Source organism: Larkinella terrae, from assembly GCF_009668025.1.
Classification (GTDB): Bacteria; Bacteroidota; Bacteroidia; order Cytophagales; family Spirosomataceae; genus Larkinella; species Larkinella terrae.
The window spans coordinates 1,622,957-1,644,765 of record NZ_WJXZ01000014.1; the positions used below are offsets into that span (position 1 = coordinate 1,622,957).

Sequence of the window (21,809 nt, forward strand, 5' to 3'; positions counted from 1 at the left end):
ACTCCTGTTCAGGGCAAGTTTTCCTTAATAGTCGTATTTAATGCCCATTTTTTTAGCCATATCCGAAAAGACCTGTGGGTCAAAATCGTCGGCTCCCGGGGCATTGAGTTGCGGCTCTTCTTCCAGATCCGGAACTTCGAAACCCGGAATGGCTCCTTCAATCACCACGCATTCCTGGCCGTCGTCGGGGTGTGCGCCGTTCCAGATCAGGCCTGCCTGTTTATAATCGTCCTGGCTGAACGTGTACAGTTGCAAGTGCAGCTTCTGTTCCATGAATTTTCGGGCTTCCGGAAAGGCATTGTTGCTCAGGTCAGGAATCGGCAGTAGTTTGGTCACTTCCACGCCCGTCAGTTTTTCCAGCGCTTTCGCGTAGGCGACGATGTGCAGCCCTCCGCGTACCAATAAATAACCGACCATCGTCCGGGCGGTCGGATCCGAAACCATTTCGTAAGCCCGCATTTTGTTGCCCCGGGCGCCACACTCCAGAAAGAAGTTATGCAGCAAATCCAGTTTCAGGTTGCCGCTGCTGAAAACATTCTGGCCGGACCAGAAATTACCCATTGAGTCGACCGGCAGCGATCCTTGCCCGCTGGCGATATAATGGTAAGTATTGCGGGCATTGACCGCATCTGCCAAGGGAGCCGATACCGGATCATGACCACGTTTGGTAACCCCCGTTAGCAGCAGATTGATGGCATACGAAACCACTTCGATGTGTCCGTATTCTTCGCCCGCAATGCTGCTGATGACGTCATAAAACGGTCGGATTTTCTTGCGACCCCGGAAATTAAACGATTGATAGGTGTAATTCATCAGGGTCGACATTTCGCCGAATTTTCCACCCAACAGTTCCTGAATGGCCGCTGCGTCGTTTGCGGAAGGGTTTTTAGGGGTCGGTAGCTCAATAGGGAGCCGGTCCATTTTTAAAATCATAGCTTTTTGATAAATAGTTGATTAGTTATTCATGTAATTGACATACAGCAGGTTACTGGTTGGAACCAAAATGTTAGGACAGGGTGTCGGACAGACAGAAATTTGACAGGGCATTGAAACAGAACACTTCGTTGAACGTATCGCACAGCACCTACGTCTGGTTTTCGTGCGTTATACGGATCTTCAGGGAGCCTTCGGTGTCTGGTATTGAACTAATCTTCGGTTGTGAATGGCTGAACCGGTTCCTGGAAGTGAGGGAGCGGCCCGAACTGGCGATCTGCCGGAATAAGTGGAAATTTATAAATGACGGGAGCCAGGGCAGCCAGTAAAGCGACCATAAAAAAGGCGACAGTGGTTATTTAACCAGCCCTGTCGCCCTTCCGGATTTCAACGTAATATTATTCGCTGGCAGCCGATTCATTCACTGAACTTTCGGCAATATCCGTCAGCAGCGAATCGGTTTTCTTTTCTTCGGCCAGAGTTGCTTCCAAAAGTGTAACCGCATCCTGAAAACCCAATACACCCGCAAGGGTTTTGAGCGTTCCGTACGAAGCAATTTCGTAATGTTCCACTTTCTGAGCAGCCGAAATCAAGGCGACATCCCGCGTCAGACTCCCATCTTCCGTTTCTTCAATCAGGCCCTCGGCTTCTTCGATCAGGCCCGCCATGGCATCACATTTCTTAGCTGAAGCTTTTTCACCCACGGCTTCAAATACCTGTTCCAGACGGGAAACCTGGTTTTCGGTTTCGGCGAGGTGTTTCTGAAAGGCCGTCTGTAATTCGGGGGATGTTGCCGAATCCGCCATTTTCGTCAACGCTTTGGTCAGATGTTTCTCCGCCCAGTAAATGTCTTTCAACTCATCGACGAATAATTCCTGAAGTGCACTTGCATCACTGGCTTTTTTCTTCGTTGCCATAGTTTGGGGTTTGATTGTTTGAAAAGCTAACCTGTTCCCTTTTTATTTGTTGGTTTCCATTGGGTCATCGGTACAAGGGAGAAAGAGCCGTTTTGCCGGGCTTTGGGTTACTAAGTGCGCTTAAAACGAACCAGATAGCGGGAAGAATATTCGCCCATTTTCTGATTTGATTCGGCCGGGCTGGTAATCAGAAGTGAGGATTCGGTCCGGCAGAGCGGCTGAAAAGCGTGGCTTCTTTTTCATACGCAGGAAAACCGGTGCGGGAAATTCCAGGAATTTTCCCAATTGCCCGCGCGTTTTTTTTCATCAATTTTGTACAGGGATCAAAGCTGCGGTTAACCATCCCCTGACGGCCGATTAAACCGTTTAGCCGGCATTCTCAAATTGAGTATATCCCGTTGCCCTGTTGGCTTACCGAATACTAACCTTCCTGGTGTTTTGGTCATTAAATAGTAGTTTAAAATGTTAAAAGTCTGAAACTTACGCACGGAAACTCAACGTGTGTACATGAAAAAATACTCTACTGCCCTTTGGTGGGTATTACTGGTTTGTAACCCTCTTTTTTCGTTTGCTCAGATTGGCATTAAATGGCAGAAATGGCCGGCTAATCTGCAATTGTATCCGCGCGATGATCAGAATAAGGCTGAGGTTCCCATTATTGGGCAACTCAAGTCAACCGCGTACCTCAACGCGTCGGTGCTGGTTTTCAAAAATGGGGCGAAATGGAAATACCAGCGAATTGCGGTTACCAAAAAGGGAAACCTGTCGCAAATCGAATTCAATCCCACGATCGATGCCGGTTTAAACCAGTACAAATTCATGGTATACGCCATCAAAGGCAAGGATTCGGTGCTGGTCGGCAGCCGGGATAATATCGTTTGCGGAGATGTCATTCTGTGCAATGGGCAATCTAATCTGACCGGTTTTTATCCCAACAACTATTCCTATTCGAATAATTTTGTCCGGACATTCGGCAATAATGCCGGTGGCACGCCCGACACCCTCTGGCGGTTATCCAATGTTCAGGAAGGACAGGTTGGCCGGATCGGAACTGAAATTCAGCGGCTCATTCTGGAAAATTTCAACATGCCGACCTGCCTGATCAACGCTTCCGTGGGTGGAACCTCCATCAAAAGTCACATTTACCGTAATCCCGCCAATCCGGCGGATACGCAGACCCTATACGGCAGACTGCTCTACTGGGCTCAGAAGGCTGGCGTGGCTGGTCGGGTAAAGGCGTTTATCTGGCGGCAGGGCGAAAACGAAGCGGGTGGCGGTTCTACGCTGGGCTATGAAGACGATATGCAAACCTTATTTAAAAACTGGCAGAACGACTACCCAAATGTGGGCAAATACTACGTTGCCCAGGTGAATTTATTGCCGGACGGGAATAAGGGAGCCGCCCAATTGCGTGATTTTCAACGCCGTACTTCCCAGATTTTTCCCAGAACCGAAGCCATCGCTACTTTGGGACTTTCGGGTTACGAAGGTGTTCATTACGGAGCGGAAGGCCATTTCCAGTTTGCGAAAGAAGTTTTCCGGCTGCTTGCCCGCGATATTTACCAGTCGGGCGATGTCAGCAATGTTTCGTCGCCCAACATTCGGAAGGCCTATTACAAAACCACTGAAAGGAAAGAAGTTGTGCTCGAGTTCGAACCCGGCGCCACGATGGTCTGGAAGCAGGATACGCTGGTAAACGGAACGACGATGGATATCCGGGATTTTATCTATTTCGATTACGCAAACGTTCAGCAAACCAGGGTGATTGCGAGCGGCTTGGCGGACGGAAACCGCATTATTCTGAAACTCACCAAACCGGTTTCGGCATCCACGATTACGTATCTGCCCAATAATTACAAAACACCCTTTGGCGGGCCTTTCCTGAAAAACAGTCGCGGAATGCGGGCACTCACTTTCCATAAAGTAGCTATTGAAGCCGCTTCGGCCGAAACACCGACCACGCAAAATAATCCTCCAGGCGCTAATTACGGCGGAAGTTTCGACGGCGTAAGTTGCGGGAACATCTGGGGCTGGGTTTACAATAAGGATTTCCCGGATGCGCCGATCACCATTGAATTTTTAGCCAACAACGCCGTGGTGGGCTCGATTCAGGCCACTAATTTCCGTCAGGATCTGAAGAAGTCCGGCAAAGGAAACGGAGAGCACGGTTTTAATTTCACCCCACCGGCGGCTATTCTGAATGGTAAAAATCAGGCTATTAAGGTTCGGGTTGTGGGCACGAATTATCTCCTGCCGGGCGGTCCGAAAAACATGACCTGCCCGAACAAATCCCGGATGGATGCCGAACCCGGCGAACCGTCGGTAGAGGTCAGCGTCTTTCCGAATCCTTCGGCGGGCCGACTCACGGTTCGTGCGTTCATTCCTGACAAGCAGCCTGCGTATTTCCGCATGGTCGATTTTTCCGGGCGTATGGTGTGGCAGCAAACCGTAGTGGGGCTTGGCAAAATCCACGAAGAAGTCGTTGAGGTACCGAATACGGTTTTTCAATCGGTTTTGGTTTCAGTACAAGTTTCTGACTCACAGTTTGTTAAGAAAGTAATAATTAGCCGGTAAGCAATTTCGACACCGTGGCCATAAACTGCGCTGCGGTGCTGAAATTGGTTTCAAAAATCCAGTTTCAGCGCTTAAAGTTGTCTGTTTCCTAAAAACACTCTAATTTTGGTTTTTAGAATCGTATCATGACAACCGAACAAATTCTGATTCTCGATTTCGGTTCGCAGTACACCCAACTCATTGCCCGCCGGGTGCGCGAACTCAATGTCTACTGCGAGATTCATCCCTACAATCACATTCCAACAATAAGCCCGGACGTTAAGGGCATTATTCTATCCGGAAGTCCCTGTTCCGTCCGCGATGCCGATGCACCAATGGTTCATCTGGCGGCTTTTCGTCACAAATTACCGATTCTTGGCGTTTGCTACGGCGCGCAGCTGATGGCGCACACCAGCGGGGGAGAGGTAAAACCGTCGACCATCCGGGAATACGGCCGGGCTAAACTGAGCACGCTGAATACCGAAAATCCGTTGCTGAAAGGCCTGGAAACCAATACGCAGGTCTGGATGTCGCATGCCGACACCATTACGTCGGTGCCGGAAAGTTTCCAGATCATTGCTTCGACCGAAACCGTGCGGGTAGCGGCTTTTCAAATTGCGAACGAGCAAACCTACGGCATTCAGTTTCACCCGGAGGTAACGCACTCGACGCAGGGAAAAACCGTCCTGAAAAATTTTGTCGTCGATATCTGCGGCTGCGCGCAGGGCTGGACCGCCGAGTCGTTCGTGGAAACAACCATTGCTTCCCTGAAAGAAAAACTCGGCAACGATAAGGTCGTCATGGCCCTTTCGGGCGGGGTGGATTCGTCGGTGGCCGCTACGCTCGTTCACCGGGCGGTTGGCCAGAACCTTTACTGTATTTTCGTGGACAACGGGTTGCTGCGAAAAGACGAATTTGAACAGGTGCTCGAATCGTATCAGCATTTGGGCCTGAATATCAAGGGCGTCGACGCCAAGGATCAATTCTACGGAGCCCTCGCCGGGCTGACCGATCCCGAAGCGAAACGCAAAGCCATCGGCCGGACGTTCATCGAAGTTTTTGACCAGGAATCGCACCTGATCGAAGATGTAAACTGGCTGGGACAGGGGACGATCTACCCCGATGTTATTGAGTCGGTTTCGGTGAAAGGACCGTCGGCCACCATCAAATCGCACCACAACGTTGGCGGTTTGCCCGATTTTATGAAGCTGAAAGTTGTGGAGCCGCTGAATACGTTGTTCAAGGACGAAGTTCGGACCGTCGGAAAAGCCCTCGGTTTGCCGGATGCCATTCTGAAACGCCATCCGTTCCCCGGCCCCGGTTTAGCCATCCGGATTCTGGGCGATATCACCGCCGAAAAAGTGCAGATTTTGCAGGAAGTGGATGCGTTATACATCAACGGTTTGAAAAAATACGGGTTGTACGATCAGGTCTGGCAGGCTGGAGCCATTTTGCTGCCGATTCAGTCCGTCGGCGTCATGGGCGACGAACGGACGTATGAACGCGTCGTAGCCCTCCGCGCCGTCACCAGCGTCGATGGCATGACCGCCGACTGGGCGCACCTGCCGTACGAGTTCCTGGCCGACATTTCCAACGAAATCATCAACCGCGTTAAAGGCGTCAACCGCGTCGTCTACGACATCTCCTCCAAACCGCCCGCAACGATTGAGTGGGAGTAAGAAACGAATGAAGAATGATGGACGATGGATAAATGGCTAAGTAAAATAATTCATCGTCCATAATTCATCATTCTTCACTAGAGAGTCCGTCTGCTTCTTCATCTTCTTCATACAAAGTTGTTTCGGTCAGGTCGGGGTCGGGGCTGGGCAGGTTGCCGGAAGGGCTGATGTCCGGTTCCAGTTCTTCGCCGTTATCCAAATCATTGCGGGCCATTGTGGATGCAATTCCCTGATTTTCATCTTCGGCCGGGTTATAATTTTCCATGCGGTTTTGAGTTAGGTGCCACTGCGGGTTACTTTGCCGCCGAGGGCATAGTTGTCGTCCTGATGATGATCGTGCTCGCCGGTCGGATCGCCGTCTTCGTCCAGCGGCTCATCATACATGTCTTCTTCTTCCTCGATTTCGTCCAGTTCGTCTTCATCTCCATCTTCCATTGCTGCTCCGCTCTGGTTTTTGAAGATGTCGGGGTTCATGTGCGAAATCCGGAAGTCGCCCATCAATGCTAAGATTTCCGTTTTCATGATTTCCGTGCCTGCGGACTTGAGTCCGTGGATACGTGAATAACCAATCCGGTCGGGAAAGGTTTTTTTACTAACTTACCAACCTGAACACCTTGACCGTGAAAAAACTTCTCGCCTTTTTCCTGCTGGCTCTGCCCTGGACTGCTTCGGCGCAAACCGCCCGCGAACCGCTTTTTACCTCATTCGATGGCACCCAGATTCACTATGAAGTGGCCGGTGAAGGAAAACCGGTGGTGCTCGTCCACGGTTTTATGGGCAATGGAACCTCGTGGCAAAAATCGGCTCTGCGCCAGACCCTGCTCGACGCTGGTTACAAAGTGGTTCAACTGGATTTACGCGGGAACGGCTTGTCGGATAAACCGCACACGGTGGAAGCGTATCGGAATGATGCCGAAGCCAAAGACATTATGGGGTTGATGAAACACCTGAAACTGAAAAACTACGATGCTATTGGTTATTCCCGGGGATCGATCATCACGGCGCGGCTGCTGGTGTTGGATAAAAACCTGCGCTCGGCGGTTTTGGGCGGTATGGGCGCCGATTTTACGAATCCGAACTGGTCGCGCCGAATGGCTTTTGCTGAATTGTTCAGTGGCAAAGCCCACCTGCATCCCGAGTTTCAGGGCGCGCTGAATTCGGCCAAAACGCGCGGATTGGACACCCTGGCGCTTGGTTTTCAGCAACAGACCCAGCCGTCGACCAGCCCGGCAGAACTTAACAAAGTGAAAATCCCGGTTTTGATTATTTCCGGCGATCAGGATGAGGACAACGGACGCGCCGGTGATCTGGCGAAGTTACTGCCGAATTCAACCTTGAAAACCGTGCCCGGCAATCATGGCAATACCTCAGGTTCAGAAGGTTTCGCGCGGGAAGTGCTGGCGTTTTTGAAGAAATAATGATAAAACGCTATGCGATTAACGGCTTTGCTTTCTTCCTTTTGGTTGCTTTTCAGTAGTCCATTTGCCTGCACGCAATCCGCCGAAAAACTCAAGCTGCCCGGTTTGAAACAGCCCGTCGAAATCCTGCGGGACCGCTGGGGCGTTGCGCACATTTACGCCCGAAACGAACACGATTTGTTTTTTGCACAAGGCTACAATGCCGCGTCCGACCGGCTTTTTCAGCTCGAAATGTGGCGACGGCAGGCCACCGGAACGCTGGCCGAATTGCTGGGACCGAAGGAAATCAGGCGCGATCAGGGCGCGCGTCTGTTCAGGTTTCGGGGCAATCTGGAGCAGGAATTGAAACACTATCACCCCCACGGGCCTCAGATCGTTAACGCTTTTGTTGCCGGAATTAATGCCTACATCCGGCAAATCAATCAGACGCCCGAAAAACTTCCTGTCGAATTTCAATTGCTGAAAACGCAACCCGGTTTCTGGACGCCGGAAGTGGTCATCAGCCGTCATCAGGGTTTGCTGGAAAATGTCCGCTCCGAACTGGATTATGGTCGGCTGGTGCATTTATTGGGACCCGAAAAAGTGCGGGAGTTGTCCTGGTTTCAACCCGTAGCCAAAACCGGTGAGCCTGATCTGACCCTTCACGTAAACGGTGACGAGCTTTTTCAACCCATTCTGGAGCTGTACGAAGCGTTTCGGCTGCCCGTTCGGTTTACGGACAAGGACCGGGGCCAGGGCGCAACCGAAGAAGAGGCCTCAGTTTGGTTTAAAAATCAGAAACAGTATACCGGTTCCAATAATTGGGTCGTTAGCGGCAAGCGATCGGCGAGCGGTTCTCCGATGCTGGCCAACGACCCGCACCGGGCTATCGGAGTGCCGTCGCTGCGGTATTGGGTCGATCTGCATGCGCCGGGCTGGAATGTCGTCGGGGCGGGAGAACCGGCCTTACCGGGAGTTTCGGTAGGGCATAACGAGTTCGGGGCCTGGGGATTGACCATTTTTGAAACCGATACCGAAGATTTATACGTTTACGAAACCAATCCGGCCAATCCAAACCAGTACCGGTACAAGGGAAAGTGGGAAGCCGTTCGAATCATTTCCGACACGATTGCGGTGAAAGACCAAAAACCGGTTGTTGTATCGTCGAAGTATACGCGTCACGGGCCAGTGGTTTTTGAAGATGCGAAAAACCGGAAGTTGTACGCCGTACGGGCGGCCTGGCTCGAAACCGGTGGAGCGCCGTATCTGGCCAGTCTCCGAATGAATCAGGCTAAAAACTGGACCGAATTTCGGCAGGCATGTTCGTACAACCGGATTCCCGGCGAAAACATGGTCTGGGCCGGACGGCCATCGGCGGGCCAGAAAGGTACGATTGGCTGGCAAGCCGCCGGAATTTCGCCCATCCGACCTTCCGGTTCGGGACGTGGCTGGACAGGTTTGGTGCCGGTGCCGGGCGATGGACGGTTTGAGTGGGGCGGTTTTTTGCCCATTAACCAATTGCCCAGCAAAGTCGATCCACCGGAAGGGTTCATCACAACTGCTAACAACAACCTGATTCCCAAGAACTACCCGAACCGGAATGCCGTGGGGTGGGAGTGGTCGTCGCCGACGCGGGCCAACCGGATTGCGGAGGTTTTGAAGAGCAGGCCCCGGCAATCCCTGGCCGATTTCAGGACGTTACAGGCCGACTATCTTTCCATGACGGCCCGGCGATTAGTGCCGCTTTTAAATGAGTTAAGGGCTGATAACGAGCCGGTTGAGTGGGCCCGCCAGCAGCTCCTGGATTGGGATTTCAAACTCGAACCCGGTTCCATTACGGCGGCAATTTACGTGGCCTGGGAAACGCGGTTGTGGTCGGAGGTCTACGAAAGGGCCGTGCCGGAAAATGCCTGGCGCTACCTCCCGTCGATTCCGACAGAGCGGGTTATCGAGTGGCTGCAACCCGCTTCTCCGGGTCCCTTGAAAAACATCGACCGGACAGATTTACTGCTTTCCTGCCTCGAAAACGCAATGGCCGACCTGACCGAACGACTGGGTTTCGACCGGACGCACTGGTGGTACGGGCAAACAGGGAACAAACATGTTTACCTCACACACCCGCTCAGTAACTTATTGTCTCCGCAACAGGCATCTGAATATGCCATCGGCCCGGTGCCAAGGGGAGGTTACGGCGAGACGGTCAACAGCACCGGAAATTTGCTGAATCAGGAAAACGGCGCGAGTTTTCGGATTCTGGTCGATACGAAGGATTGGGATAAAACGCTGGGAATCAATAACCCCGGGCAGTCGGGCGACCCCGCCAGCCCGCATTACCGGGATCTGTTTCCGCTCTGGGAAAAGAACGACTATTTTCCGGTTTATTTCTCGAAAGAAAAAGTTAAAACCGTCACAGAAAAGCGGACGGTTTTGGAACCGTAAATGCCTTTATTTCAACTTTTTCAGTAAACCGCCCGGTATTTTTAGCATCGTCAGGCTATCGTATTGCAGGGCAAACGAATCAAAAATGTCGCGCTCAATGGTGATATTGGAACTGTCCCGTGAGGTAATGGCCGCGCTGCGGACGTGATTCGTTGGCTTGGTGTGAAGCTCGCTGCCCTGGCTGTCGGCCACGGTGAGCGTCCCGATGGTGCTGTTCGTCAGCAATACCCCACCATTCTGCTGGGTAATTGCCAGATTTTCAGTCGTCAACCGGTTTAAATTACAACTTATTTTGTTCGTGATCAGCGTATGTAGCGAGGGAGTCAGTATGGTGGCCGCAGGAACGGCATTGATGTACTGATTCGGCTTCGACTGCCAGGGCGACGATTCCGGTTTGTAAGCAACCACCAGCGTGTCGCCCAATGAGCGAAAAGTGAACTGGTTTTTAACGTCTTCCTGAAGCCGCATTTCGGACGTTTTTCCGGTTTCGACACTAACCAGGCCGTTTAAATTGCCTTCCAGTTTCAGGATTTGAAACGGTTTTAACGCGATGGACGAAAGGCCGGAAAAGGGGTCATTGAAATCGATTTTATCGTGTTCAGCTTTTAAGGCTACATTAGCCCCGATCAGCGTGAGCAAAGCCGTTATAAAAAGGCCGGTCAGGAGCTTATTACTTGTTTTCATACTGTTTTCGTTTTTGATATACTACTCGGTGAATAGTAAGGTTTTACAGAATTAACCAGCTGCAAATCACCTTTAAATTAAACGGGTCGTTTATTTAAATTCAACTTCAATAAACGCTTTAAAACGCTCCTCAATTTCTTCCAGACTGATGTTCAGTAAATACAAATTTCGAAAAAAATGAGGTAATTCCGTTTCCAGAAATTGCTCCCGCCGGTAAGATTTAATGCGGTCGTCGGCATCATCAGCCGCGAAATAACCGATGCCCCGCTTGTTATAAATAATGCCTTTCTGCTGCAAAAAATCATACGTCCGCATCACCGTATTGGGGTTCACTTCCAGTTCAACACCCAAATCCCGAACCGACAGGATTCGTATGCCCGGCGGCCATTGCGCCAGCAGAATTTTATCGCAGACGTAATCGGCGATTTGTAAATAAATGGCTCTTTTATCCTGAAAATCCATAATTATAGCTCTTTTTCCCTGAATCGAACGTAGGCAATATACCACAAAGCGGGTACGACCAGCACCAGGATCGAATTGATGATCAACCGGGGCGCACCGGCCAAAGTAACCAGATACATCCGCCGGTTTTCGATGAAACTAACTTCCTGAAATAACGTAACTCCGTAATGTTCCCGGTGGGGAAAAATCCGGCGAAGGATGAATTCGTTCAAAAATAAGGACGTGATAAAAAAGATGAGGAAGGCAATGACACCGGTTTTTATAAAGGGTATTTTCGGGAAGTAAATGGAGCCTACCATAAAGAAAGGTGGAACCAGATAAGCCAGATACCGCAGATCTTTTTCTAAATATTTACCCCTTAAATCAAGTAATTCATAATGTGGACTACCAACAGGCAAGCGGTCATTTATTAACCAGAATGTAATGCCTTCGATTGCGTAGAAAATTCCGATAAACACCGGAATAAAAAGCAGAACCATCAGAAATACCGATAAGAATTTTTCCAGTTGCGATGCGGGCAGGGCCAGATACGGAATGCCCCGAACGGGCGTACTCACCATTCGAAAGGCTTCACTGGCAAACCAGGCTCCGGCTCCGCAGAAAATAAAAGCAAAGAAAATTCCGTGTTTCCGGTAGATCGATTCATTGAAAACCGAAATCCGGGTTGCATCCGGTAAAAGCATCATGAGCCAGACGCCCGCCAGAACGCCAAGTCCGAGGAGATACGATTTTAGATGTTCCGAAAGATGCAACTTCAGTACCAGTGTAAACCGGTGAAGATCAAAGGTCTGATTCATGGGGTTAGAGGAGAGAAGTGAGAGTTGAAATGAACGACAACAAAGGCGCGGGGAGGTCCGATAGCAGGGCTGGCAAAAGTTGGAGGAAGATGGCGAAAATGCTCATGGAATTAATGAAATAGGTTTTTAATGCCTTCCCGGTTGGTGACGACGGCGTTGAAAAGCCGCTCCAGATCCACTCGGCTGTCTTCCTGCTCCCGGTTTTCCTGGATGACGGAATAGCCCCGCAGGGAGGGTTCGGCGTATAAAACCCGGTCTGATTCGGTTACCTGGCTTAAGGTGTTGAACATCAGCCGGTCGCTGATATCAGTCAGGGAGTGGTTCATCAAAATTTCGCTTTCGTCGATGATGATGACCCCGTCGATCAGGTTGTCGAGGTCGCGCACCTGGTGGGTAGAGATCAGCATCAGCCGATCGGAGGCCAGCGCCGAGGCAACCACTTTCCGGAACTGACTTTTCGACGGAATATCAAGACCGTTGGTCGGTTCGTCCATGATCAGAACCCGGGTGTTAGTGGCCAGCCCGAAACTGATGATGACCTTTTTTTTCTGGCCATACGACATGGCGGTGAGCTTCTGATCGGCGGGCACGTCGAATTCCGTCAGGTATTTCCGGAACTGCGACTCGTTGAATTTCGGATAAAACGGCCCCATCGTGTCGATATAACGGTTGAGCGAAACCGTCGGCAGGTAAATCTCTTCCGGGATAAAATACATTTCCTGCAGGAAAGCGGGTTCGCGTTTGCGGGGCGTGTGGCCAGCCACTTCCACCGTTCCGGCGATGGGGTACAGCATTCCGCCCATCAGCCGCAGCAGACTTGATTTGCCCGCGCCGTTTTTGCCCAGCAACCCGTAAATGTTTCCGGCCGGAAGCGACAGATTCAGATTCCGGAACATCGTTTTCTTCGGTGAGTACCCAAAGGTTAGGTTTTTGATGTTAATCATAGTTTTAGTGTACTATTTAACTAATACACTACAAAGAATGAAAAACGATTTTACATTGTCAAGCGATTTTTTTGTTTCCTCCGAATTATCATACTGGCTCAACTTGATGATCGGGGCATTTAACCGACTAAAACCGGCATTCAACCTATTTTACTTGGTTTTAACGCCATTCAGTAGGAAATTTCGGGTAGTAAAGCGCCAGCCGCTTTATTAGTTTTGTAATAATTGGTTTTATTTCGTACAATCCCCGGTCCTAACCGGGGAATTGTCTTGACATGAACACCTTACCCATCTCTACACACCTGACGAACCTTCAAAAGTGGCAGCTCGCGGCCAGCGTTTTTGCGATTTACTGGCCCATTCGCATTTACGTCAACTGGCCCATTAAACTGGCCAACAGCCCCAATACATTTAACTGGCTCATTCTGGATCGCGTCTGGCCCCTGTGGCTGATGGAAATTGCCTTCACTATCTTTTTTTTTACGCTGTGGCTCCGGGTGACGGAGTGGATTCAACAGCGGTTTTTCAACCAGATGGGAAAAGAGTTCTTGGTGGAATTCAAGCTCCCGGCGCAACTGGCCACGCTCGTCATTGCGGGGGCGCTGGCGGTTTTGTTCAACCTGGTTTTCAATAACCTCTGGATTACGATCAGCGGTTTTCTGGAGCAGAACTTTCATTATTCGCAGATGTCGACCTGGCGGTTTTTTATCGACAAGGATTGCCTGGAGATCGATCTCGAACGGCGCCGGAAAGTGAACAACGGCCTGACGGTGATGGCCATGCTGTCGTTGTTTTACCTGGCGGCCAACCGACGCGGGTACAAGCGGCTGGAGGATGTACGGGTGAATGCCGAACTGCTCAAGCAGGAAGCGATTCAGGCCCAGTTTTCGGCGCTGAAAAACCAGGTCAATCCGCATTTTTTGTTTAATAGCCTGAGTATTCTGTCGTCGCTCGTCGAGACAAATACCAAAATGTCGGTTCAATACATTAGCCGGTTGTCGAAAGTGTATCGGTACATTCTGGAGCAGCGGAATGCCGAGCGCATCAGTCTGAAGTCGGAGCTGGAATTTGTCGATTCGTACCTGTTTCTGCTCAATATCCGCTTTGCCGACAAGCTGAAAGTGATCATCGAAATTCCGGAAGGCGACGCCACCCGCTACGGCATTGCTCCGCTGACGCTGCAATTATTGATCGAAAATGCCGTCAAGCACAACCGGATGTCGAGCGAAAAACCGCTGATTGTCACCATTCGGAAAGAAAATGAAAACCTGGTTATCCGCAACGGAATTCAGCTGCGGCCCCAGGCCGAAGTTTCAACGGGGCTGGGTTTGCAAAATATCATCAGCCGCTACAAATTGCTGACGCCATTGCCGGTTCTGGTCGAAAAACAATCGGGAGAATTTATCGTGCAAATTCCGCTATTGCCATGAACGTACTGATCATTGAAGATGAGGAGCTGACCGCCCGGCGACTGATCAATTTGCTGCACGACTACGATCCCGGCATCCGCGTGCTGGCCCAGCTGCCGTCGGTTGCCAAGTCGATCGAGTGGTTTGAAACCGCCGACGAAGTGAGCCCCGACCTGATTTTTCTGGATATTCACCTCGAAGACGACCTCGGTTTCAGCCTGATCGATCAGCTTAATTTAACGACTCCCATCATTTTTACGACGGCTTACGACGAATACGCCCTCCAGGCTTTCAAGGCCAACAGCGTCGATTACCTGCTCAAACCGATCGACGCCGACGAGCTTGCGACGGCCATCGACAAATTCAAGGCGCTGCGCCAGACTTCCGCGGATTCGGGCGTAAACCCGGATTTGCTGGTGCAACTGATGACCGAAAACCGGCCGTCGTCTTACCGCGACCGGTTTATGGTGACGGTCGGCCCCCGCCTGATGAGCGTTCCTACGAGTGCTATCGCGTATTTCTATTTCGAAAACAAAGCGACTTATCTGACCACTTTTTCGGGCCAGCATTACATCATCGATTACAGCCTCGACAAACTGGGCCAACTGCTCGACCCCAACCAGTTCTTCCGGATCAACCGCTCGTTTCTGGTGGCGCTGTCGGCCATTCAATCCGTTTATACCTATTCGGGCAGCAAACTAAAACTGGAGCTGCTCCCCGAAACCCGCCAGGAAATCTTCGTCAGCATCGACCGCGTAACGGCGTTCAAAGAGTGGCTGGGGCGCTGAAAAACGGCTTTTTCGTCCATTTTCGGTACCGGATGTAGCGCCACATGTCCTTGAAAAAATCGGAATAAATGACAGTTCCAACGCTGTAATACGTGCCGTTATAATGTTCGTTGACGTTGGTTTGGAAAATGGAGAGCCGGTAGCCGATCTGCGCACTGAAACCCACCCAGCGCGACGCTTTGTATTGCCCATAAACCCCCGCTTGGATCGGCATGAAAAAATCCTTGTGCGAATTACCCTTGAGCGTATCCGTGCGGGTATCGGTCGGAACCGCCGACGCCAATCCCGCCCCGATTTCTACCGGCACGCTGAACAGCCACCGGCGGTTGTTGATCAGGTTGGGCCACAACATCAGGCTGCCGTAGGCCATATCGGTTTTCGTATAATATTCCAGATTTAGTCGCCGGGCGGCATTCCGGTGCCAGTTGATCAGGCGCAGATACGAATTATACGACAGCCAATAATACCCAAAGGTGACTTGATGCCGGTTTTCTCCGAACACGATCCCCGTGTTGACGCCCCACACATTGACCGGTTGCCGGTTGACGAACGAGTTCCGAAAATCGAGATTAAGCGTCCACCGAACGGGATACCGTTTGGGCGTTTGCAGGGAATCAACCGGCGGCTGAATGCCGACCGATTGCGCCCAACCGGCGGAAATTCCCACACTAATCAGCCAGAAAATGATCAAAACCGCTTTCATGTTCCAAGACAAAACCCGCCAAAGTTGGCGGGTCTGTACCGATTCTCTTAAAACATTGTCAAAAAATTTTTAAACGGGCGCTAATGTTTTCGGTCGGTAGAAGACGTAAAACACGAGCGGAAAGATGAACAGGGTCAGAAAAGTGGCCGTGATCAACCCGCCAATTACCACAATGGCGAGCGGTTTGGAGGTTTCGGAACCGATGCCGGTGGAGATGGCCGCCGGAATCAAACCAATGGCTGCCATCATCGCCGTCATCACAACCGGCCGCACCCGCGAAATTACCCCCAGCCGGATCGACTCGTTGAGAGGGAGTCGGTTATGCAGGTTTTTCTTGAAAACCGAGATCAGAATTACGCCATTCTGGATGCAGATCCCGAAGAGGGCGATGAAGCCGATACCGGCCGAAATGCTGAAATTGACGTGGGTGATGAGCAAAGCCGCAATGCCGCCGATGATGGCAAACGGCACGTTGAACAGCACCAGCCCGGCGTCTTTGACGTTGCCAAACAGCACGAACAGGATGAAGAAAATACCGAGCAGACTGAGCGGCACGACCTGCGTTAAACGGGCGGTGGCGCGTTGCTGGTTTTCAAAATCACCCGCCCATTTGATCGTATAGCCCTGCGGCAGTTTCACGTTGGCGGTCACTTTCTGCTGCGCTTCGGCCACAGCACCCCCCATGTCGCGGCCTCGTACCGAAAACTTCACGGCGCCGTAGCGTTGGTTGCCTTCGCGGTAAATCAGAATCGGACCGGTCTGGGTGTAAATTTTGGCAATTTCCTTGATTGGAATTTGCGAACCGTTGTTGGTCGGCACCATCAGATTTCCGATGGCGGCTTCGTTGGAACGGAATGGCTGGTCGTAGCGGATGCGGAGGTCAAACTTCCGTTCACCCTCGTAAATCTGCGTCGCGGCTTTTCCACCGATCGCCATTTCGACAACGGTTTGTGCATTGGCTTTATCAACGCCGTAGAGCGCCAGCTTTTGTTCGTCCAGCTCGATCCGGAGTTCCGGCTGACCAATGTTGCGAATCACGCCAAGGTCGGTAATGCCTTCGACGGTGGACAGTTGCTTCTCAATTTCGGTGGATTTATGTTCCAGCGTGTACAGATCCGGGCCGTAGACCTTCACCGCAATTGACCCTTTGACGCCCGAAACCGCTTCGGCTACATTGTCCATGATCGGCTGCGAAAATCCAAAATCGACACCCGGAAAAACCGCCAGTTTTTTCTGCATCTGATTGATCAACTGCTCCTTGGTGATGGACCGCTTCCATTCCTCTTTCGGAAAAATGCTGACCAGAAACTCGATGTTGTAGAAACCGGTCGGGTCGGTTCCGTCGTTGGGTCGACCGGTTTGCGAAATAACGCCTTTGACTTCCGGAAATTCCTCGAAAACGTGCCGCATCTGGGTCGTCAGCTTCACGGATTCGGGCAGCGAAATGCTCATCGGCATGCTCGCCCGGACGTAAATCGAACCTTCATCGAGCTCCGGCAAAAACTCCGTTCCCAGCAATTTAAAACCGGACAACCCAACGGCCACCAGACCGAAAGCTACCAGCAAACTCAGTTTTTTGTGCGCAAAGGTGAAGCCAAACGTTTTGGTCGCATACTTGGTAATGACGTTAACCACCGGATTGTGTTTTTCCCGAACGTTCGTTTTCAACAGAAAACTCGCCATTACCGGCACCAGCGTCAGTGTAAAAATCAGCGCACCAAGCAGGGCAAATCCGAGCGTCCAGGCCAGTGGGGAGAACATCTTACCTTCCACTTTCTGGAACGAGAAAATGGGAATCAGACAGGTGATGATGATGAGCTTGGAAAAGAAAATTGCCTTGCCCATTTCTGTACCGGTTTTGCGTAACACGCTGAGTTTGGCGAGTTTATTGAACTTCGGCATCCCGTTGTGAATTGCCATTTCGTCGAGCGTGACAAAGATTCCCTCGACCATCACCACCGCGCCGTCGACGATAATCCCGAAGTCAATCGCGCCCATCGACAGCAAATTGGCCGACATGCCCTTGAGCCGCAAACAGATAAACGCGAACAGCAGGGCCAGCGGAATGACGATGGAAACGATGACGGTGGTGCGCCAGTCGGCCATGAACAGAAACACGATCACGGTCACGAAAACCAGTCCTTCAATCAGGTTGTGCGTCACGGTATGCGTGGCAAAATGGATCAGCGTTTCGCGGTTGTAAAACGTGTCGATCTGCACATCCGATGGCAAAATGCGGGTGTTCAATTCGTTGATTTTCGCTTTCACGTTTTCGATCACCTCGCTCGGATTTTCGCCCTTGCGCATCACGATGATACATTCCACGACATCATTCTGTTTATCGCGCCCGGCCTGACCCAGTTTTGGCAAAGCCGATTCCGACACCTGCGCTACGTTCCGAACCATGATCGGCGTTCCGTTGGCGTTTTTGATGATTACGTTGCCAATATCCTGGCTGTTTTTGAGCAAACCGATGCCACGTACGACGTAGGCTTCCGAGTTTTTCTCGATCACATCGCCCCCGACGTTGACGTTGGAATTGGCCACGGCCTGGTACAATTGAAGGGGCGTGATGCCGTAATCGAGCAACCGGCGCGGATCGACCGAGATTTCGTAGGTTTTCGCTTCCCCGCCGAAACTGACCACATCGGCCACGCCCGGGACGCTTTTCAACTGACGATCGATCACCCAATCTTGCAGCGTTTTCAGTTCCCGGCTGGTGCGTGTGGTGCTTTTGAGCGTATACCGGAAAATCTCACCGGTTGGGCCGTAGGGCGGTTGTACGTCCGGTTTGACCCCATCCGGAATGTCGATGCTGCTGAGCAAATTGTTGACCTGCTGACGGGCAAACGCATCGTCGACGTTGTCTTCAAACATCACTTTGACCACCGATAAACCAAACAGCGTCGTGGAACGGATGTCAGTTTTTTTCTGAACCGGATTCAGACCGATTTCAATCGGAATGGTAACAAACTTCTCGATTTCTTCCGCACTCCGGCCCGGCCACTGCGTGATGATGGTGATCTGCGTATTGGTAACATCCGGGAAGGCTTCGATGGGCGTGTTCTGGTAGCTGACAAAACCCGCAACCACGGCCAGTGCGGTCAGAAAGAAGATAAAAAACCGGTTCTTCAGCGAGAACGAGATTATATTTTTGATGAACTTGTTCATGGGAGTGCCAATGAGTGAATGAGTGATTTAGCGAATGACTGGGCCGCCGGAGCGGTGAATGGTTTCGCTGTGATGAGGATTTGAATGAAATTTCACTCAATCGCTCAATCGCAAATCACACAATTAATTGCCGAGCGCATTGTATATCAACAACTGATTCTGTTTGACGACGCGGTCACCGGCTTTCAGGCCGCTGTTGAGGTAGGCAATGTCGCCGATGGTTTTGAAAACGTCGACTTCGCGCACGACGGGTTGATTCCGGGAATTGACGGCCACGACGAAGTTGCGGCTTTTATCAAACACAATGGCTTTAGCCGGTATGCCTATACGTTGCTCGTGTCCGGCGTACTGCACCCGTACATTGGCGAACATCTCGGGCTTCAGCGTGAAGTCCGCGTTTTGCAGCGTTACCCGCACTTTCATCGTTTTGCTTTCGGGGTCGAGGACGTTGAAAATCTTGTCGATTTTTCCTTTAAACAGCCGGTCGGGGTACGAAAGCGTGGAGATCGTCGCGTCGAAACCAACTTTGATGTTGGCCAGATCCGATTCGTAAACGTTGGCCAGCACCCAAACCTGATCGAGGTTCGAAATCGTGAACAGATTTTCGGGATCATCCGAGCGGAGTTCCATTCCCTGCGACGCGTTTTTTTCGACGACAAAACCGTCGACGGGCGCTTTTACAACGTAAATGGAGCCCGAACCGCCCAGAATGCTTTTCCGTTCGGCCACCCGATTGACCTCACCCTGAGCGGCCTGCATCTGTTCGCGGGCGGCAATCAGGTCCTTTTGCGCGGCCAAACCGGCTTTCGACATATCTTCGGTTACCTGAAGATTTTTCTGCGCAACCGCCAGTTGACCTTTGGCGGTGATGGCCTGCTGCTCCAGATCGGCCATGTCGCCGGAGCGAATAACGGCCAGCACCTGTCCGCGCTTGACGTAATCGCCGAGATCGGTTTTAACTTCTTCGATGTGGCCGCCAACCAGCGGAAACACTTTTACGACTTTGTCCTGATTGAAGGTGATTTTACCGGTCAGGTTCAGTTCGTTATCGACGGGTAATAACCGGGCAGTATCTATTTTGGCAGTCGCTAACAGATTGACCTTCTGCTTGGTTGCTTCGTCTTCGTTGTCTTCCGGATTAGCCGATGATTGACAGCCTGCCAGTCCTGCCAATAGCAGAAACGATAGAAAATACGTGACCTGAAGAACTGACTGCTTGAAGGAGTGTTGGGCGAGATGATTCGTTTTCATGATGGTACGGTTGGAAAACCGCTGCTTATTTGGTGAATAGGTTCGTGCCGACGGCGAAATTTAGTTCTTCCAGACTTTGCATCCGGTCGTTTTGCAGTTGGTTATATTGAATCTGACTGGCTTTGTAGGAGTCGAAAAAGTCCAGGAATTCGACGACGTCGATGTTCTGTTTCCGGTAATTCGTGATGACGCCATCGATCAACCGGCTGAAATCGCTGTTGAATTTCTGGTCGAACGTCCGGTACAACTGGTCGGTTTGTTGGACCTTTTTGAACGCCCGCTGCACGTCACTTTCAACCTGCAACGTGTAGGCGTCGGTGATTTTCTGACTGCTCTCGGTCCGGATCGTGGCTGCTTTGATGTTGCCCTGGTTCTTGTTGAAAACCGGCAGGTTAATGCCAACGCCAATACCCACGTAATTCGGAATGTAACCGGCATTGCGGTCGTAGGTGGCCTGAACCGTCAGATCCGGGACCGCCAGGGCTTTTTGCAAAGCGAGATTCTGTTTTTCCTGCATTGCCTGATCCCGGAAGGCTTTCAGGTCGAACCGGTTTTCGGTTGCCTGTTTAATCAGCTCATCCGCAGAAAGTTGACCGACGGCAGGTTGAATGGCCTCCGTATTTTCCAGCAACGGTTTTAGGGGTACAGAAGGGCTGGCATTCAGTAAGACAGCCAGATCGGCCTGGTCGTCGGTCAATTTTCGGAGCAACTGCTGACGTTCATTGGTCAGGTTGAACAGGTAAGCTTTCAGCCGGGTGAGGTCTTTCAACGGCACGTTACCTTTGTCGTATTGTTCCTGAAACAGGTTGACGGTCTGGCGAAGCGTGCTGGTTTCCTGTTCGTACACATTGAGCGCCTGTTGCGTATAATACAGGTCGTAGAACGTGGTGCGCAACTGGTAATTCAGCGTCCGCAGCAAATCGTAAAACCGGTCGTTGGCAATCTCGGTGTTCGTGCGGGCAATGGCCAGTTGCTTGTTCCGTTTTCCAGCCAGCAGGAGCAGTTGCTGCAATTGAATCACCTGTTCCGAATTCTGCTGCCGCAGGGGCATCACTTCCTTCGTCTGGTGATTGTAAGGCATTTGCTCAATGTAAATGTTCGGGTTGTTCCAGAGCTTAGCCTGGAATTCGTAGGCTTGATTTTCGTTGACCCCCAGCTTCGTTGCTATCAGTTGAAGGTTGTTCTGACGAAACTGAGCTTCGGCCTGGGCGAGGGTCAGCCGCAGGGTATCGCTTTGGGCAAACGAAACCATTGGAAAACTGAAAAGCCACCCAAACACGAAAGGAAGAATCCTTTTCATGGTGATTAATTAGCTATGTTTTAAGAGTGTACTACGCCGGTTGGCGTTGAAAGAAACCTGGAAGCACTGGGACGGACTCGTCCGGGGAAATTAAAGCGAAGGAATGCGTAACGAACAGAATAACAGGTAATAAGGCTGATGCGGCCCCGCCCGTTTGCCAACGGGAATGAAAAGGCTTTGTTGGGAAGATTCTGAAACTAGCAGAAAATTATTCCATTCAATCGGTAGCGACGGCAGGAAGTTCGGATCGATCGTAGGAGCATGTTCCTCGTTTTCGTCCTGAATAAAATAAAAGGTCGAATCTGAGCTCAGATTCACCTTGTGATTCTCCTGAATGACGGTCGTCTGCATAGTGGAATGCGCGAATGACACCGTTTCGGCG

At 51.2% G+C, this 21,809-nt stretch carries 20 protein-coding genes; 6 read left to right on the top strand and 14 right to left on the bottom strand.

Going from position 1 to position 21,809, the window contains the following annotated elements; all coding sequences use genetic code 11:
- Positions 1-24: 24 nt before the first annotated feature.
- The 3 genes from GJJ30_RS28350 to GJJ30_RS28355 form a co-directional block, all read right to left on the bottom strand.
- A complete protein-coding gene (locus tag GJJ30_RS28350; protein WP_154178514.1) occupies positions 25-933 on the bottom strand; it encodes a manganese catalase family protein in 909 nt (302 codons plus the stop codon).
- A gap of 212 nt (positions 934-1,145) precedes the next feature.
- A complete protein-coding gene (locus GJJ30_RS32560; protein ID WP_262885397.1) occupies positions 1,146-1,271 on the bottom strand; it encodes a hypothetical protein in 126 nt (41 codons plus the stop codon).
- 60 nt (positions 1,272-1,331) lie between these two features.
- Positions 1,332-1,850 carry a YciE/YciF ferroxidase family protein gene (locus GJJ30_RS28355; RefSeq protein WP_154178516.1) on the bottom strand — a complete coding sequence of 173 codons (519 nt, stop codon included), beginning with the start codon at positions 1,848-1,850 and terminating at the stop codon, positions 1,332-1,334.
- A gap of 507 nt (positions 1,851-2,357) precedes the next feature.
- On the opposite strand from GJJ30_RS28355, the gene GJJ30_RS28360 reads away from it, so the two are divergent.
- Positions 2,358-4,424, top strand: coding sequence for a sialate O-acetylesterase (locus GJJ30_RS28360; RefSeq protein ID WP_154178518.1), 2,067 nt, complete (start codon positions 2,358-2,360; stop codon positions 4,422-4,424).
- Positions 4,425-4,549: 125 nt separating this feature from the next.
- Positions 4,550-6,082, top strand: a complete 1,533-nt coding sequence (guaA, locus tag GJJ30_RS28365; protein ID WP_154178520.1) for a glutamine-hydrolyzing GMP synthase — start codon at positions 4,550-4,552, stop codon at positions 6,080-6,082.
- A 67-nt stretch (positions 6,083-6,149) separates the two neighbouring features.
- On the opposite strand, the gene GJJ30_RS28370 is transcribed toward guaA, so the two are convergent.
- Positions 6,150-6,347 carry a hypothetical protein gene (locus tag GJJ30_RS28370; protein ID WP_154178521.1) on the bottom strand — a complete coding sequence of 66 codons (198 nt, stop codon included), beginning with the start codon at positions 6,345-6,347 and terminating at the stop codon, positions 6,150-6,152.
- Positions 6,348-6,358: 11 nt separating this feature from the next.
- A complete protein-coding gene (locus GJJ30_RS32230; protein ID WP_205880625.1) occupies positions 6,359-6,604 on the bottom strand; it encodes a hypothetical protein in 246 nt (81 codons plus the stop codon).
- 98 nt (positions 6,605-6,702) lie between these two features.
- On the opposite strand from GJJ30_RS32230, the gene GJJ30_RS28380 reads away from it, so the two are divergent.
- Positions 6,703-7,500 carry an alpha/beta fold hydrolase gene (locus GJJ30_RS28380; protein WP_310588412.1) on the top strand — a complete coding sequence of 266 codons (798 nt, stop codon included), beginning with the start codon at positions 6,703-6,705 and terminating at the stop codon, positions 7,498-7,500.
- 12 nt (positions 7,501-7,512) lie between these two features.
- A complete protein-coding gene (locus GJJ30_RS28385) occupies positions 7,513-9,918 on the top strand; it encodes a penicillin acylase family protein (RefSeq protein WP_154178523.1) in 2,406 nt (801 codons plus the stop codon).
- A 6-nt stretch (positions 9,919-9,924) separates the two neighbouring features.
- Here GJJ30_RS28385 and GJJ30_RS28390 read toward each other — a convergent pair whose 3' ends face one another.
- The 4 genes from GJJ30_RS28390 to GJJ30_RS28405 all read right to left on the bottom strand — a co-directional run bounded on the left by GJJ30_RS28390 (position 9,925) and on the right by GJJ30_RS28405 (position 12,805).
- Positions 9,925-10,602: a hypothetical protein gene (locus GJJ30_RS28390; protein WP_154178525.1), complete on the bottom strand. Its 678-nt coding sequence runs from the start codon at positions 10,600-10,602 to the stop codon at positions 9,925-9,927.
- 90 nt (positions 10,603-10,692) lie between these two features.
- Entirely contained in the window at positions 10,693-11,064 is a 372-nt protein-coding gene (locus GJJ30_RS28395) for a GntR family transcriptional regulator (RefSeq protein WP_154178527.1), read from the bottom strand.
- A gap of 2 nt (positions 11,065-11,066) precedes the next feature.
- A complete protein-coding gene (locus GJJ30_RS28400) occupies positions 11,067-11,861 on the bottom strand; it encodes a hypothetical protein (protein WP_154178528.1) in 795 nt (264 codons plus the stop codon).
- Positions 11,862-11,971: 110 nt separating this feature from the next.
- On the bottom strand, positions 11,972-12,805 hold the full coding sequence (locus GJJ30_RS28405; protein ID WP_154178530.1) for an ABC transporter ATP-binding protein: 834 nt from the start codon (positions 12,803-12,805) through the stop codon (positions 11,972-11,974).
- Between the two features lie 275 nt (positions 12,806-13,080).
- On the opposite strand from GJJ30_RS28405, the gene GJJ30_RS28410 reads away from it, so the two are divergent.
- Both GJJ30_RS28410 and GJJ30_RS28415 read left to right on the top strand, forming a co-directional pair.
- Positions 13,081-14,235, top strand: a complete 1,155-nt coding sequence (locus GJJ30_RS28410) for a sensor histidine kinase (RefSeq protein ID WP_154178532.1) — start codon at positions 13,081-13,083, stop codon at positions 14,233-14,235.
- Entirely contained in the window at positions 14,232-15,002 is a 771-nt protein-coding gene (locus GJJ30_RS28415) for a LytR/AlgR family response regulator transcription factor (protein WP_154178534.1), read from the top strand. Before GJJ30_RS28410 ends, GJJ30_RS28415 begins: the two co-directional genes overlap by 4 nt.
- Here GJJ30_RS28415 and GJJ30_RS28420 read toward each other — a convergent pair.
- The 5 genes from GJJ30_RS28420 to GJJ30_RS28440 all read right to left on the bottom strand — a co-directional run bounded on the left by GJJ30_RS28420 (position 14,980) and on the right by GJJ30_RS28440 (position 21,778).
- Positions 14,980-15,705: a hypothetical protein gene (locus GJJ30_RS28420; protein WP_154178536.1), complete on the bottom strand. Its 726-nt coding sequence runs from the start codon at positions 15,703-15,705 to the stop codon at positions 14,980-14,982. The two genes, GJJ30_RS28415 and GJJ30_RS28420, sit on opposite strands and share 23 nt — an antisense overlap.
- Positions 15,706-15,774: 69 nt before the next feature.
- Positions 15,775-18,876 carry an efflux RND transporter permease subunit gene (locus GJJ30_RS28425; protein WP_154178538.1) on the bottom strand — a complete coding sequence of 1,034 codons (3,102 nt, stop codon included), beginning with the start codon at positions 18,874-18,876 and terminating at the stop codon, positions 15,775-15,777.
- Positions 18,877-18,999: 123 nt separating this feature from the next.
- Complete coding sequence (locus GJJ30_RS28430) at positions 19,000-20,127, bottom strand: efflux RND transporter periplasmic adaptor subunit (protein WP_154178539.1); 1,128 nt, start codon at positions 20,125-20,127, stop codon at positions 19,000-19,002.
- 25 nt (positions 20,128-20,152) lie between these two features.
- Complete coding sequence (locus tag GJJ30_RS28435) at positions 20,153-21,427, bottom strand: TolC family protein (RefSeq protein WP_154178542.1); 1,275 nt, start codon at positions 21,425-21,427, stop codon at positions 20,153-20,155.
- A 90-nt stretch (positions 21,428-21,517) separates the two neighbouring features.
- Positions 21,518-21,778 carry a hypothetical protein gene (locus GJJ30_RS28440; RefSeq protein WP_154178543.1) on the bottom strand — a complete coding sequence of 87 codons (261 nt, stop codon included), beginning with the start codon at positions 21,776-21,778 and terminating at the stop codon, positions 21,518-21,520.
- Between the last annotated feature and the right edge of the window lie 31 nt (positions 21,779-21,809).

Coding starts and splice junctions, on each gene's coding strand:
- GJJ30_RS28350 (WP_154178514.1), bottom strand. CDS start 933: ATGATTTTAAAAATGGACCGGCTCCCTATTGAGCTACCGACCCCTAAA.
- GJJ30_RS32560 (WP_262885397.1), bottom strand. CDS start 1,271: ATGGTCGCTTTACTGGCTGCCCTGGCTCCCGTCATTTATAAATTTCCA.
- GJJ30_RS28355 (WP_154178516.1), bottom strand. CDS start 1,850: ATGGCAACGAAGAAAAAAGCCAGTGATGCAAGTGCACTTCAGGAATTA.
- GJJ30_RS28360 (WP_154178518.1), top strand. CDS start 2,358: ATGAAAAAATACTCTACTGCCCTTTGGTGGGTATTACTGGTTTGTAAC.
- guaA (WP_154178520.1), top strand. CDS start 4,550: ATGACAACCGAACAAATTCTGATTCTCGATTTCGGTTCGCAGTACACC.
- GJJ30_RS28370 (WP_154178521.1), bottom strand. CDS start 6,347: ATGGAAAATTATAACCCGGCCGAAGATGAAAATCAGGGAATTGCATCC.
- GJJ30_RS32230 (WP_205880625.1), bottom strand. CDS start 6,604: ATGAAAACGGAAATCTTAGCATTGATGGGCGACTTCCGGATTTCGCAC.
- GJJ30_RS28385 (WP_154178523.1), top strand. CDS start 7,513: ATGCGATTAACGGCTTTGCTTTCTTCCTTTTGGTTGCTTTTCAGTAGT.
- GJJ30_RS28390 (WP_154178525.1), bottom strand. CDS start 10,602: ATGAAAACAAGTAATAAGCTCCTGACCGGCCTTTTTATAACGGCTTTG.
- GJJ30_RS28395 (WP_154178527.1), bottom strand. CDS start 11,064: ATGGATTTTCAGGATAAAAGAGCCATTTATTTACAAATCGCCGATTAC.
- GJJ30_RS28400 (WP_154178528.1), bottom strand. CDS start 11,861: ATGAATCAGACCTTTGATCTTCACCGGTTTACACTGGTACTGAAGTTG.
- GJJ30_RS28405 (WP_154178530.1), bottom strand. CDS start 12,805: ATGATTAACATCAAAAACCTAACCTTTGGGTACTCACCGAAGAAAACG.
- GJJ30_RS28410 (WP_154178532.1), top strand. CDS start 13,081: ATGAACACCTTACCCATCTCTACACACCTGACGAACCTTCAAAAGTGG.
- GJJ30_RS28415 (WP_154178534.1), top strand. CDS start 14,232: ATGAACGTACTGATCATTGAAGATGAGGAGCTGACCGCCCGGCGACTG.
- GJJ30_RS28420 (WP_154178536.1), bottom strand. CDS start 15,705: ATGAAAGCGGTTTTGATCATTTTCTGGCTGATTAGTGTGGGAATTTCC.
- GJJ30_RS28425 (WP_154178538.1), bottom strand. CDS start 18,876: ATGAACAAGTTCATCAAAAATATAATCTCGTTCTCGCTGAAGAACCGG.
- GJJ30_RS28430 (WP_154178539.1), bottom strand. CDS start 20,127: ATGAAAACGAATCATCTCGCCCAACACTCCTTCAAGCAGTCAGTTCTT.
- GJJ30_RS28435 (WP_154178542.1), bottom strand. CDS start 21,427: ATGAAAAGGATTCTTCCTTTCGTGTTTGGGTGGCTTTTCAGTTTTCCA.
- GJJ30_RS28440 (WP_154178543.1), bottom strand. CDS start 21,778: ATGCAGACGACCGTCATTCAGGAGAATCACAAGGTGAATCTGAGCTCA.